Source organism: Streptomyces sp. NPDC006487 (assembly GCF_042870555.1).
In the GTDB taxonomy this organism is placed as follows: Bacteria; Actinomycetota; Actinomycetes; order Streptomycetales; family Streptomycetaceae; genus Streptomyces.
The window spans coordinates 128176-141834 of the sequence record NZ_JBIAHN010000008.1 but is presented as its reverse complement, the minus strand read 5'-3'; the positions used below and the strand labels follow the sequence as shown (position 1 = coordinate 141834).

Below are 13659 nucleotides of genomic sequence, written 5' to 3'. Positions count from 1 at the left end.
GACGACGGTGAGGACTGATGGCACCCGAACCCGAGGGAAGCGGCGCCGGGATGGCAGAGGGTCCTGAGCACTGGGGCGCGGGCGGCCTGGTGGGCGACGGCCGTTACCGGCTGACCCACCGTCTGGGCCGGGGCGGCATGGCGGAGGTCTTCGCCGCGGAGGACGTCCGGCTGGGCCGGACCGTCGCCGTCAAGCTGCTGCGCCCGGACTTGGCCGAAGACCCGGTGTCCAAGGCCCGCTTCACGCGCGAGGCGCAGTCGGTCGCCGGCCTCAACCACCATGCCGTGGTCGCCGTGTACGACTCGGGCGAGGACCGGGTCGGCCCGAACGTCGTCCCCTACATCGTCATGGAGCTCGTCGAGGGCCGCACCATCCGCGACCTGCTGATCAGCGCCGAGGCCCCGGGCCCCGACCAGGCGCTGATCATCACCTCCGGTGTGCTCGAAGCGCTCGCGTACTCGCACCAGCACGGCATCGTGCACCGCGACATCAAGCCCGCCAACGTGATCATCACGGACACCGGCGCGGTCAAGGTGATGGACTTCGGCATCGCCCGCGCCCTGCACGGCGCGCAGTCGACGATGACCCAGACCGGCATGGTCATGGGCACGCCGCAGTACCTCTCGCCCGAACAGGCCCTCGGCAAGGCCGTGGACCACCGCTCCGACCTGTACGCGACGGGCTGCCTGCTCTACGAACTCCTGTCGCTGCGTCCCCCGTTCACCGGGGAGACCCCGCTGTCGGTGGTCTACCAGCACGTGCAGGACGCGCCGATCCCGCCCTCGCAGCTGCCGGAGGGCGGGCAGATCCCGCAGGAGCTCGACGGGCTCGTCATGCGCGCCCTCGCCAAGGACCCGGACGACCGGTTCCAGAGTGCCGAGGAGATGCGCGGGCTGGTCCAGTACGCCCTGCAGATGCTGCACGACCAGGGGGCCAACACCGGCACCTGGAACACCGGCCCGGTCACCATGGCGCTGCCGCACGGGCGCGGCCCGGCGCAGACCACGGCGATGGCGACGCCCGGCCAGGGCCAGCCGCCGTACGGTTCGCACTCCTCGACCTCGCAGTTCCAGCAGGCGATGGTGCCGCCGCTGAACCCGGACGACGGCTCCGCCTTCCCCGGCGGGGGCGGCAACGGCCACGGCGGGAACGGCGGCTACAACGGGCCCGGCGGCTACGACGACCGCCCCCGCGGGGGCAACTGGAAGCTGTGGCTGTTCGCGGTGCTCGCCGTCCTCGCGGTCGCGGGCGGCGTGGCGTACGCGGTCGACAACTTCGGCGGCGGCAAGAAGGACCCCGACACGAGCGTGACCCCGCCGGCGAGCTCCGCGTCCTCCTCGGACGGTGCGACGCCGGAGAGCCCGGCGCCGGAGACCTCGACGTCCAAGTCGGCGCCGGAGAACTCGTACACGCCGGGCCCGAGCCGCAGCAAGTCCTCCACGCCGAGCTACTCGTACTCGCCGTCGTACTCCCCGTCGCCGACGCCCACGCCGACCCCGACGCCGACCCCCACGCCCACGCCGACTCCGTCGCCCACGCCGAGCTCGTCGAAGTCCACTCCGGTGGAGACCCCGTCGAAGCCGCCCGTGGACGGCGGGGACGGGGACGCCGGGGAGTAGCCCTGAGTCACGAAGAACGGCCCGGCGGCCCCTCTCGATGAGTGGGCCGCCGGGCCGTTCCTCTCGGGACCAAAGTCCCGAGGGGTGCTGCTCAGAGCGCGTGCTGGTACTGCCGGTCCAGATTGCCCGCGAGGGTGTGGACGGTGACGAGGTGCGGCTCGATCCGCATGTAGACGGGGTCGAAGACCGCGCCGTCCACGAAGTGCGGACCGGGGCCGAACAGTTCCAGTTCGGCGGTGGTGGGTTCGACGAGGTTCGCGGTGCCGGTGAACTGCACCGACCACAGCTGGGACTCGCCGGAATTGAAGTTGTCGGCTCCGTACGAGACCACGCTGCCGTTGCAGGCGTGGTGGTAGCCGAAACCGGCGTGCATTCTCAGGAGGACCTTGCCGTTCACCACGATGTGGCGCGCGACGGCGAGGAAGGGCAGCGCGCGCATGCTGGTGGCGGCTCGGCCGTACGGCACGCGGCGCAGCAGTTCGATGGCGTGGAGTTCCTCTGGGGACATGTCATCCACTGTCCGGTACCGACACCGTGCCGGAAAAGAGGAGCCAGCCCCGCACATCGGGGACGTTGGTCCCGAATGAAACAGCGCGCCCCGTGGAATCGTGCGACCACGGGGCGTAACGCTCTGTAGCGAATGCGGGGGAGGGGGGCTCAGCGCCCCTTCTCGGCCTGCAGCCGGGCCACGTACGCGGCGGCCTGGGACCGGCGCTCCATGCCGAGCTTGGACAGCAGGCTGGAGACGTAGTTCTTGATCGTCTTCTCGGCCAGGTGCAGCCGCTCGCCGATGACGCGGTTCGTCAGGCCCTCGCCGATCAGGTCGAGGATCTTGCGCTCCTGCTCGGTGAGGTTCGAGAGCCGGTCGTCGCCCTTGCCGTTCTTGCCGTCGCGCAGCCGCTCCAGCACCCGCGCCGTGGCGACGGGGTCCAGCAGGGACTTGCCGGCCGCCACGTCACGCACCGCGTTGAGCAGCTCGTTCCCGCGGATGGCCTTGAGCACGTAGCCCGAGGCGCCGGCCATGATCGCGTCGAACAGCGCTTCGTCGTCGGCGAACGAGGTGAGCATCAGGCACTTGATGTCCTCGTTCTGGGAGCGCACCTCGCGGCACACCTCCACGCCGCTGCCGTCGGGCAGCCGGACGTCGAGCACGGCCACGTCGGGGCGGGTGGCGGGGATGCGGACCAGGGCGTCGGCGGCCGTACCGGCCTCACCCACGACCTCGATGTCCGATTCCATCGACAACAGCTCGTGAACTCCCCGACGTACCACTTCGTGGTCGTCCAGGAGGAATACCTTGATTTTTCCGTTTTCGCGCACGAACTCAGTTTCACACACTCACCCCTTCCCTGCCGGTGACGAGCGGGATAACGTGCCGTTGTTCCGGCCCCCTGCAAGGCTGTGACCAGTGGTTGTTCCCGGTTCCGCCGATTTACTTGGAAATCCAAGCAAAATCGCAGGTCAAACGGGGTTTCGCAGTTATGCGACGCACTGGGTAACGTGCATTGCGCAGGGCACTCGCCGGGGCACCTGTCACGCCTGAATCCCAGACCCGGAGCGCACCCACCCCGTGCGCGGGCAGAGATCCAGGTGAGCCGCACTGGTCCCCGGAGAACCCGGGTGCCGGACCGACGGAGGAGCAATCGTGACCGTGGAGAGCACTGCCGCGCGCAAGCCGCGACGCAGCAGCGGCACCAAGCGGCCGGCCGGCGCGGCCAACGCCGCCAAGCCTGCCGCTGCCACCGCGAAGACGCATGACGCCGAGCCCCAGCTCGTACAGCTGCTGACGCCCGAGGGGGTGCGCGTCGACGTCGCGGAAAATCCCGACGTCGCGGAATTCGCGCCCTTCGTCGCCGACATCACCACCGACGACCTGCGCGGTCTTTACCGCGACATGGTCATGACCCGCCGCTTCGACGGCGAGGCGACCGCGCTCCAGCGCCAGGGAGAGCTGGGCCTGTGGGCCTCGCTGCTCGGCCAGGAGGCCGCCCAGATCGGCTCCGGCCGGGCCCTGCGCGACGACGACTACGTCTTCCCGACGTACCGCGAGCACGGCGTGGCCTGGTGCCGCGGGGTCGACCCGACCAACCTGCTCGGCATGTTCCGCGGTGTGAACCACGGTGGCTGGGACCCGACCACCAACAACTTCCACCTGTACACGATCGTCATCGGCTCCCAGACGCTGCACGCGACCGGGTACGCGATGGGCGTGGCCAAGGACGGCGCCGACTCGGCCGTCATCGCCTACTTCGGCGATGGCGCGTCCAGCCAGGGCGACGTGGCGGAGGCCTTCACCTTCTCGGCGGTCTACAACTCGCCCGTGGTGTTCTTCTGCCAGAACAACCAGTGGGCCATCTCCGAGCCCACCGAGCGCCAGATGCGCGTGCCGCTCTACCAGCGTGCCCAGGGCTTCGGCTTCCCGGGCGTCCGGGTGGACGGCAACGACGTGCTGGCCTGCCTCGCGGTGACCCGCTGGGCACTGGAGCGGGCCCGCCGGGGAGAGGGGCCCACCCTGGTGGAGGCCTTCACGTACCGGATGGGTGCGCACACCACGTCCGACGACCCGACGAAGTACCGGCGCGACGAGGAGACGGCGGCCTGGGAGGCCAAGGACCCGATCCTGCGCCTGAAGGCCCACCTGCTGGCCACCGGAGGCGCCGACGAGGCGTACTTCGAGCAGCTGGAGGTGGAGAGCGAGGCACTCGGCAAGCGGGTGCGCGAGGTCGTCCGCTCGATGCCCGACCCCGACACGATGGCGATCTTCGAGAACGTCTACGCGGACGGGCACGCGCTCGTCGACGAGGAGCGCGCGCAGTTCGCCGCCTACCTCGCGTCCTTCGAAGGCGGGGAGTGACCGTCATGGCCGTACAGAAGCTCACCATTGCCAAGGCGCTCAACGACTCCCTGCGCAAGGCCCTGGAAGAGGACCCCAAGGTCCTGATCATGGGCGAGGACGTCGGCAAGCTCGGCGGCGTCTTCCGCATCACCGACGGACTGCAGAAGGACTTCGGCGAGGAGCGGGTCATCGACACCCCGCTCGCCGAGTCCGGCATTGTCGGCACCGCCATCGGCCTGGCCCTGCGCGGGTACCGGCCGGTCGTGGAGATCCAGTTCGACGGGTTCGTCTTCCCGGCGTACGACCAGATCGTCACGCAGCTCGCCAAGATGCACGCGCGTTCGCTCGGCACCATCAAGATGCCGGTCGTCATCCGCATCCCCTACGCGGGCGGCATCGGCGCGGTCGAGCACCACTCGGAGTCCCCGGAGACGCTGTTCGCGCACGTCCCGGGCCTCAAGGTGGTCTCGCCGTCCAACGCCAGCGACGCCTACTGGATGCTCCAGCAGGCCATCCTCAGCGACGACCCGGTCATCTTCTTCGAGCCGAAGCGCCGCTACTGGGACAAGGGCGAGGTCGACACCGAGGCCATCCCGGACGCGCTGCACGGCTCGCGGGTGGCCCGCACGGGCACCGACATCACCCTGGCGGCCTACGGGCCCATGGTGAAGGTCTGCCTGGAGGCCGCCGCGGCCGCCGCCGAGGAGGGCAAGTCGGTCGAGGTCGTGGACCTGCGCTCGATGTCCCCGGTGGACTTCGACGGGATCCAGGCGTCGGTGGAGAAGACCCGCCGGCTCGTGGTGGTCCACGAGGCGCCGGTGTTCCTCGGGGTGGGTTCGGAGATCGCCGCTCGCATCACGGAGCGGTGCTTCTACCACCTGGAGGCGCCCGTGCTGCGCGTGGGCGGCTACCACGCCCCGTACCCGCCGGCCCGCCTGGAGGACGAGTACCTGCCGGGCCTGGACAGGGTGCTCGACGCAGTCGACCGCTCGCTGGCGTACTGAGGAGAGCCCTGCGATGACGATCCGCGAATTCAAGATGCCCGATGTGGGCGAGGGCCTCACCGAGGCCGAGATCCTCAAGTGGTACGTCCAGCCGGGTGACACCGTCACCGACGGCCAGGTCGTCTGCGAGGTGGAGACGGCGAAGGCGGCCGTCGAGCTGCCGATCCCCTTCGACGGGGTCGTGCACGCGCTCCTCTTCGAGGAGGGCGTCACGGTCGACGTCGGCCAGGTGATCATTTCGGTGCGGACGGCCTCCGGCGGTGACGCGGGGGAGGCTGCTTCGGCTGTCGCCGGTGCTCCGGCCGCTGCTGCCGTTCCGGCGGCGACGGCGGACTCGGAGGCCGCCGGCGGCGCCGGGGACGCGGCCCCCACGGCCCGCCAGCCCGTCCTGGTCGGGTACGGAGTTTCCACCGCTTCCACGAAGCGCCGCCCGCGCAAGGCACCGCAGCCGGCGGTCGCTGCGCAGAACGGCACGGGTATCGCGCAGCCGGCTCCGGCCGCTCCCGCCGCCACGCAGTCCGTAGCGGTCCCGGCCCAGCCGGGGACGACCGGTGCGCAGCCCCCGAGCGGCACGGCCACCCCGGTCGCCGGTTCGAGCGCGGCCCGCGCACTGGCGAAGCCGCCGGTGCGCAAGCTCGCCAAGGACCTCGGCATCGACCTGGCGACGGTGATCCCGACCGGCGACGGCGGGGTCGTGACCCGCGAGGACGTGCACGCGGCGGCCGCGGCGGCGATCGCCCCGCAGGCCGTGGCTCCGGCGGTTCCGGTGGCCCCGGCTCCGGCGGCCCAGGCGGCTCCGGTACAGGCGGCTCCGGTACAGGCCACGGCCGAGGTGCCCGGATCCGCCCGCGAGACCCGTATCCCGGTCAAGGGCGTCCGCAAGGTCACCGCCCAGGCCATGGTCGGATCCGCCTTCACCGCGCCGCACGTCACCGAGTTCATCACCTTCGACGTGACCCGCACGATGAAGCTGGTCCAGGAGCTCAAGGATGACCCGGACCTCGCCGGTCTGCGGATCAACCCGCTGCTCCTGATCGCCAAGGCCGTCCTCGTGGCGATCCGCCGCAACCCGGACGTGAACGCGTCCTGGGACGAGGCGGCCCAGGAGATCGTGCTCAAGCACTACGTCAACCTGGGCATCGCGGCGGCCACCCCGCGCGGGCTGATCGTCCCGAACATCAAGGACGCCCACGCCAAGACGCTCGGCGAGCTGTCGCAGGCACTGTCCGGACTGGTCGCCACGGCCCGCGAGGGCAAGACCTCCCCGGCCGACATGCAGCAGGGCACGATCACCATCACCAACGTCGGCGTCTTCGGCGTCGACACCGGCACGCCCATCCTGAACCCCGGCGAGTCCGCGATCCTCGCGGTCGGCGCGATCAAGCTCCAGCCGTGGGTCCACAAGGGCAAGGTCAAGGCCCGCCACGTCACCACCCTGGCGCTGTCCTTCGACCACCGCCTCATCGACGGCGAACTCGGCTCCCGCTTCCTCGCGGACATCGCCGCCGTCCTGGAGCACCCCCGCCGTCTGATCACCTGGTCCTGACGGCCCGGCGTTCCGGCCTCCGGGTACCCACCCGGAGGCCGGAATTTCGCCTCGAACCGGCCCCGGAGCGCTCCCGGACGCCTCCCGGGCCGCTCCCGGACTGCCCCCAGACCGGCTCTGACGTGCAGAAATGCCTTGGGGAACACCCCCGGCCGGTGTGATGATCGGCCCATGCACTTCCGCGCTGCCACGGCAGACCCCGCCGACCTGGACCGCGCCCTCGCCTACCCGGCCGACGGCCCCGTCCCCGCCCTCACGCCCGAGAAGATCCGCGAAGAGTTCGCCGCGGGCCGGATGCGCCCCGAGTGGACCTGGTTCGCCGAGGACGAGAACGGCGAGATCCTGGCCCGCGCCCTGTGGTGGGGCCGCGCGGACAGCGAGCGCCCCGCCGTCCTGGACTGCCTGCAGGTACGCGGCTCCGTGGCCGACCCGGCCGCCGTCGCCGCCGGGCTGCTCGCCGCCGGGCACGAGGCCTTCGGCAAGCTCCCCGACTACAACATCTCGCTGCCGAGCGACTGGCGCGCCTCCGCGGACGGCCTGGCCGACGCGGTCGCCTGGCGGCAGAAGGCCGCCGCCGCCACCGGCCTGGTCCGCGAGATCGAGCGGCTGCGCTTCGAGTGGACCCCGGCTGCCGGCACCACCGAGCCCACCGGCCGGCTGGTCTTCCGCGAGGGCACCGACGAGGAGTTCCTCGACGCCTTCGTCCGCCTCTCGCAGGGCAGCCTGGACCTGCACACGCAGAACGAGCTCCGCACGATCGACGCCGAGGAACTGGCGCGCGACGACATCGAGTTCTACACCGACTGCCCGGGCGAGCGCTCCTGGTGGCGCCTGGCGCACCTCCCGGACGGCACCCTCGCCGGCATGGCGATCCCCTCCGCGACCCCGTACCACCGCAACGTGGGCTACCTCGGCGTGGTCCCCGAACAGCGCGGCCGGGGCCTGATCGACGAGATCCTCGCCGAGATCACCCGCTTCCACGCCTCCGAGGGCGCCGAGCGCATCACCGCCACCACGGACACCGTGAACGCCCCGATGGCCGCCGCCTTCACCCGCGCCGGCTACGAGGTCACGGAGATCCGGCTGGTCCTGGAGGGGGCGCCCGAAGCCACCGGCTGACGGCCGGGGGCGTGCCGGCCCGGTAGCCGGGGCGGGCGCCGCGGCACGGGTCAAAGGTGGTCCGCGGACTCCGTCAGATGCCCCGGGGACCTGACGGAGTGGCCGTGCTCCACTGCCCCGCGGGGCCCGGTCCCTTGCAAGGTGGCCGCTGGCCGATGGCCGCGGCCGAGGGGTGCGTCGGCAGGGCCATCCCTACCGAGCAGAGGAGCCCCGAGCAAGTGACGAGCAGCCCAGAGCAGAAATCCCCCCGTCCCTTCGAGTGGAGCGACCTGGACCGGCGCGCCGTCGACACCGCCCGCGCGTTGGCGATCGACGCCGTGGAGGCCGCGGGCCACGGCCATCCGGGTACCGCCATGAGCCTGGCGCCGGCCGCCTACCTGCTGTTCCAGCAGCTGATGCGGCACAACCCGGCCGACCCCGACTGGGCCGGCCGCGACCGCTTCGTACTGTCCTGCGGACACTCCAGCCTGACGCTCTACACCCAGCTCTACCTCTCCGGCTACGGCCTGGAACTCGACGACCTGAAGGCGCTGCGCACGGAGGGCAGTCTGACCCCGGCGCACCCCGAGTACGGGCACACCCCGGGCGTGGAGACCACGACCGGCCCGCTCGGCCAGGGCCTGGGCAATGCCGTCGGAATGGCGATGGCGGCCCGCCGCGAGCGCGGTCTGTTCGATCCGCAGGCCGCACCGGGCGAGAGCCCCTTCGACCACACCGTCTGGGTGTTCGCCTCCGACGGCGACCTGGAGGAGGGCATCAGCCACGAGGCGGGCTCCCTCGCGGGTCACCAGCGGCTGGGCAACCTCGTCGTGCTCTGGGACGACAACCGCATCTCCATCGAGGACGACACGCGGATCGCGGTCTCCGAGGACGTGCCCGCGCGCTACCGGGCCTACGGCTGGCACGTCCAGCAGGTCGACTGGACCGTGACCGGGGAGTACGTGGAGGACATGGCGGCCCTGCACGAGGCCCTGTCGGCCGCCCGTGAGGAGACCGGCCGGCCCTCGCTCGTCGCACTGCGCACCATCATCGGCTGGCCGTCGCCGGGCAAGCAGAACAGCGGGAAGATCCACGGCTCCGCGCTCGGTGCCGCCGAGGCCGCGGCCACCAAGGAGGCCATGGGTCTGGACCCCCGGCGCACCTTCGACGTACCGGACGAGGTGCTCGCGCACGCCCGGCAGGTCGGCGAGCGGGCCCGCACCGACGTCAAGGCGTGGGCGAAGCGGTACGCGGACTGGCGCGCCGGCGCCCCCGCCCGGGCGGCCGAGTTCGACCGGATCAGCGTGCGCGAACTGCCCGCGGGGTGGACGGACGCGCTGCCCGTCTTCGAGGCGGGCGGTCAGATGGCCACCCGCAAGGCGTCGGGCGAGGTGCTGAGTGCGCTGGCCGCGACGCTGCCGGAGCTGTGGGGCGGTTCCGCGGACCTCGCGGAGTCGAACCTGACGACGATGAAGGGCGAACCGTCCTTCATTCCGGAGGAGTTGTCGACGGAGGCGTATGCCGGTCACCGGTACGGGCGGACCCTGCACTTCGGGATCCGCGAGCACGCCATGGGCGCCATCCTCAACGGCATCGCCCTGCACGGCGGGACCCGCCCCTACGGCGGCACCTTCCTGGTCTTCTCCGACTACATGCGGCCGGCCGTCCGCCTCGCGGCGATGATGAAGCTGCCCGTGACCTACGTCTGGACCCACGACTCCATCGGTCTCGGCGAGGACGGCCCCACCCACCAGCCGATCGAGCACCTCTGGTCGCTGCGCGCCATTCCCGGCCTCGACGTGGTCCGGCCCGCCGACGCCAACGAGACCGTCGTCGCCTGGCGCACCATCCTGGAGAACGACGACCGCCCGGCGGGCCTGTGCCTGTCCCGGCAGAACCTGCCCGTCCTCGACCGCTCCGGAGCCTCCGGTCTGGCACCCGCCGAGGGCGCGGCACGCGGCGGGTACGTCCTGGCCGAGGCCGAGGGCGGGGCTCCCGAGGTCGTGCTGATCGCCACCGGCAGCGAGGTGCACATCGCGCTGGACGCCCGGGCCGTCCTGCAGAGCGAGGGCATCGCGGCCCGGGTCGTGTCGATGCCCTGCCTGGAATGGTTCCGGGAGCAGAGCACCGAGTACCGCGAGCAGGTCCTGCCGAGTGCCCTGCGGGCCCGTGTCTCCGTCGAGGCCGGATCCGCGCTCGGCTGGTACCAGCTCCTCGGCGACGCCGGGATCCCGGTGGGAATCGACCGGTTCGGCGACAGCGCCCCGTACACCACGCTGTACGCGCGCCACGGCTTCACCGCCGACCACGTGGCCGCCACCGCCCGGGCCAGCCTGGCCCGCGTCGCGGCGCTGCGGGGTGAGCGCTGAGAGCGCGCCGGCGTTCAACGCCCGTACCCCGGACGCGACGAGTCCGGGGTACGGGCGTTGCGGCCGGCCATCGAGCCGGACGCCTCCACCGCTTCGTACGTCTTCGGCCGCGGCCGAAGACACAGCTCTGCCCTGCCCGGCAGGGGCGGGCAGGGCAGAGCCGGAGGGGGTGGCTCAGGAAGTGACGGCTCAGGAGGTGGTGGTGAGGGTGGCCGGGTGGCGGGGGCCCGGGGGGACGGCCTGCGGGCGGGAAGAGGCCATCTCCTTGCGGAGGACCGGGACCACCTCTTCGCCGAGGATGTCGATCTGTTCCAGGACCGTCTTCAGCGGGAGGCCCGCGTGGTCCACGACGAACAGCTGGCGCTGGTAGTCCCCGTAGGCATCGCGGAAGGTCAGGGTCTTCTCGATCGCCTCGTCGGGGCTGCCCACCGTCAGGGGGGTCCGCTCGGTGAACTGCTCCAGCGAGGGGCCGCCGCCGTAGACCGGGGCGCGGTCGAAGTACGGGCGGAACTCGCGTACCGCGTCCTGGGACTTCGGCCGCAGGAAGACCTGCCCGCCCAGGCCGACCATCGCCTGCTCGGGGGTTCCGTGCCCGTGGTGCGCCCACCGCTCGCGGTAGAGGTCCACCAGACCGGCGAAGTGCTCGATGGGTGCGAAGAGGTTGTTCGCGAAGAAGCCGTCGCCGTAGTAGGCGGCCTGTTCGGCGACCTCCGGTGAGCGGATCGAGCCGTGCCAGACGAACGGCGGCACGCCGTCCAGGGGGCGCGGGGTCGAGGTGAAGCCATCCAGAGGGGCGCGGAAACGGCCCTTCCAGTCGACGTTCTCCTCGCGCCACAGCCGGTGCAGGAGCGCGTAGTTCTCCACCGCCAGTTCCAGGCCCTTGCGGAGGTCCTGGCCGAACCAGGGGTAGACGGCGGGCGTATTGCCGCGTCCCATCATCAGGTCCACCCGGCCGTCGGCCAGGTGCTGGAGCATCGCGTAATCCTCCGCGATCTTCACCGGGTCGTTCGTGGTGATGAGCGTGGTGGAGGTGGAGAGGATCAGCCGCTCGGTGCGGGCCGCGATCCACGCCAGCATCGTGGTCGGCGAGGACGGGACGAAGGGCGGATTGTGGTGCTCGCCCGTCGCGAAGACGTCGAGGCCGGCTTCCTCCGCCTTGACGGCGATGGTCGTCATGGCCTTGATCCGCTCGTGCTCGGTCGGTGCCCGACCGGTCAGCGGATCGGGTGTCACGTCACCGATGGAGAAGATGCCGAACTGCACCGCGCTCACCTCTCGCTGTTCTTCGCTTCGTTGCCGCCCGGGACGTGCGGTGCGGCTGGGGGGTGCCTTCGTTGCACCGCACGTCCCTGGCCGGGTGCCGGATCAGACGGCGGCGGCGGCCCAGCCGGTCTTCAGGGCGGTCGCGATCTCCACGGCGCGGCGCGCCTGGAACTCGACGGCGGAGAGGTTCTCCGGGTTCACGTTCGCCGCGGCGTTCGCCGAGACGCTGCTCGCGCCGTACGGGTTGCCGTTGCCCGGGAGGAACTGGACCGGGTCCGCGAAGCCGGGCGGGACGATGATGGCGCCCCAGTGGTAGAAGGTGTTGTTCAGGGCGAGGATCGTGCTCTCCTGGCCACCGTGCGTCGAGGACGTGGAGGTGAAGGAGGAGCAGACCTTGTTGACGGTCTTGCCCTGGAACCACAGGCCACCGGTGGTGTCGATGAACTGCTTGATCTGCGAGGCGGGCAGGCCGAAGCGGGTCGGCGTGCCGATCAGGACGACGTCCGCCCACTCGATGTCCTCGAGGGCGGCGACCGGGATGTCCTTGGTCTGCTCGACGTGCTTCGCCCAGTCCGGGGTGGCCGCGATGACGGAGTCCGGGGCGATCTCGGCGACGCGGCGCAGGCGCACCTCACCGCCGGCCTTCTCGGCGGCGGTGGCCGCGGCCTCGGCCAGCTGGTGAACGTTGCCAGTGGACGAGTAGTAGATGACGGCGACATTGGTCATGGCCGTGGTACTCCCTATAAGCGATTGCGTGGTGGGGGGCCCTGGTACAGGACATTGCTCGATGCGACGGGCACGGGCCAGGGCGGGAACCACAGTCCGTCAAGTTCCGTGCGCCGCTGGTCAGCGCGGTAGCGAGGAGACGCCGATGCGGCCCACGTCGATCCGGGCGCCCTGGCCCCAGAGGCGGTTCTGCCGCAGCGAGGCGGGGTCGACGTACGTCTGCTCGTACGGGGCGCCGCGGTCCGGGTCGTAGGCGGGCTCGGAGGAGACCTTCACCAGGCCCCGGCCGTTGCCGCCTTCGGCGTCGAGCAGGTTGAACAGCCCGAGTCCGCAGGAGAGCTGACGCGGGATCACGTCCTCCTCCCGGCCGCCGTGGTCGAGGACCATGTGGGTGCGGTCGGCGAGCCGGTGGCCCGGCCGGTCCACCTTGAAGACCTGGGCGCCGTCGATCTTCCAGACGGCGGCGCCGCCGGTGCGGTCGTAGGCCACCGACAGCTTGTGCTTCTGGTCGGGGGTGCGGTCGGCGACGGGAACCGCGTACGAGAAGGACGCGTACGAGGCGCCGGGCGTGGGCAGCCGCTCGTAAAAGGCGTAGATCTTGCGGTCGGTGACGAAGAAGTCGAAGACCAGGCTCGACTCCAGGTCGTACATCGACATGGTGCCGGCGGCGAGCCGCAGGTCGGTCCGGGGATCGGAGACGTCGGCGCCGAAGGGGTGGTTCCCGGTGCCGAAGGTGCGCGCGGAGTAGTTGCCCGCCTCGCAGCTCAGGACCTGGCCGGGGGTGGTGTCGAAGCCGGTGAAACCGGCCGTGGAGGTGTGGTTGGCCATCGCGTACCACTTGAGGTGGTCGTAGGCGCCCGCGCCCGCCGGCTCCGGCTCGGTGGTGTAGGTGAACGCCGGCTGCCCGGTGGCCGGGTTGGTGCCGGAGGCGGCGACGCGCAGGCCGGCCGCCGAGGTGGTGGGGGTCCCGTCGCCGGCGGGCAGGTCGCCGGTGGGCGTCAGCTGCCACTTGGCGTCGGATCCGGTGGTGTCGAAGCCCCTGCGGAAGTCGTCCCAGGTGACCGACCAGCCCCGGGCGGAGGCGTCCTCGCCGCCGGCCGGGGCGGCCTGGGTGACGGGGGCGGTGCTCAGGGACAGGGTCAGGGCCAGGGCGGTCACGGACAGCGGAAGTAAGCCGCGTTTCACGGACTGTGCCTCT

11 protein-coding genes are annotated in these 13659 nt (G+C 71.4%); 6 read left to right on the top strand and 5 right to left on the bottom strand.

Annotation, left to right across the window (positions count from 1 at the left end; translation table 11 throughout):
• The first annotated feature begins 50 nt into the window (after window positions 1–50).
• Entirely contained in the window at window positions 51–1619 is a 1569-nt protein-coding gene (locus tag ACFYM0_RS15665; protein WP_388501281.1) for a protein kinase, read from the top strand.
• Between the two features lie 91 nt (window positions 1620–1710).
• On the opposite strand, the gene ACFYM0_RS15660 is transcribed toward ACFYM0_RS15665, so the two are convergent.
• Window positions 1711–2127, bottom strand: a complete 417-nt coding sequence (locus ACFYM0_RS15660; protein ID WP_388501278.1) for a pyridoxamine 5'-phosphate oxidase family protein — start codon at window positions 2125–2127, stop codon at window positions 1711–1713.
• A gap of 149 nt (window positions 2128–2276) precedes the next feature.
• Window positions 2277–2939, bottom strand: a complete 663-nt coding sequence (locus ACFYM0_RS15655) for a response regulator transcription factor (RefSeq protein WP_266906697.1) — start codon at window positions 2937–2939, stop codon at window positions 2277–2279.
• Window positions 2940–3264: 325 nt separating this feature from the next.
• On the opposite strand from ACFYM0_RS15655, the gene pdhA reads away from it, so the two are divergent.
• From pdhA to tkt, 5 genes are all read left to right on the top strand, one after another.
• Window positions 3265–4473 (top strand): pyruvate dehydrogenase (acetyl-transferring) E1 component subunit alpha, encoded by a 1209-nt coding sequence (gene pdhA, locus ACFYM0_RS15650; RefSeq protein ID WP_388501275.1) that lies wholly within the window; start codon window positions 3265–3267, stop codon window positions 4471–4473.
• A 5-nt stretch (window positions 4474–4478) separates the two neighbouring features.
• Window positions 4479–5459: an alpha-ketoacid dehydrogenase subunit beta gene (locus ACFYM0_RS15645; RefSeq protein WP_388501272.1), complete on the top strand. Its 981-nt coding sequence runs from the start codon at window positions 4479–4481 to the stop codon at window positions 5457–5459.
• Between the two features lie 13 nt (window positions 5460–5472).
• Window positions 5473–7005: a dihydrolipoamide acetyltransferase family protein gene (locus ACFYM0_RS15640; RefSeq protein ID WP_388501270.1), complete on the top strand. Its 1533-nt coding sequence runs from the start codon at window positions 5473–5475 to the stop codon at window positions 7003–7005.
• Between the two features lie 171 nt (window positions 7006–7176).
• Complete coding sequence (locus ACFYM0_RS15635) at window positions 7177–8124, top strand: GNAT family N-acetyltransferase (RefSeq protein WP_388501268.1); 948 nt, start codon at window positions 7177–7179, stop codon at window positions 8122–8124.
• Window positions 8125–8279: 155 nt separating this feature from the next.
• Window positions 8280–10472, top strand: coding sequence for a transketolase (tkt, locus tag ACFYM0_RS15630; RefSeq protein WP_388501266.1), 2193 nt, complete (start codon window positions 8280–8282; stop codon window positions 10470–10472).
• 189 nt (window positions 10473–10661) lie between these two features.
• On the opposite strand, the gene ACFYM0_RS15625 is transcribed toward tkt, so the two are convergent.
• The 3 genes from ACFYM0_RS15625 to ACFYM0_RS15615 form a co-directional block, all read right to left on the bottom strand.
• The gene (locus ACFYM0_RS15625; protein ID WP_388501729.1) at window positions 10662–11735 is read right to left on the bottom strand and encodes a CE1758 family FMN-dependent luciferase-like monooxygenase; all 1074 of its coding nucleotides are present in this window, start codon (window positions 11733–11735) and stop codon (window positions 10662–10664) included.
• Between the two features lie 102 nt (window positions 11736–11837).
• Window positions 11838–12461, bottom strand: coding sequence for an NAD(P)H:quinone oxidoreductase (wrbA, locus tag ACFYM0_RS15620; protein ID WP_388501264.1), 624 nt, complete (start codon window positions 12459–12461; stop codon window positions 11838–11840).
• A 120-nt stretch (window positions 12462–12581) separates the two neighbouring features.
• Window positions 12582–13646 (bottom strand): DUF6081 family protein, encoded by a 1065-nt coding sequence (locus ACFYM0_RS15615; protein WP_388501262.1) that lies wholly within the window; start codon window positions 13644–13646, stop codon window positions 12582–12584.
• Between the last annotated feature and the right edge of the window lie 13 nt (window positions 13647–13659).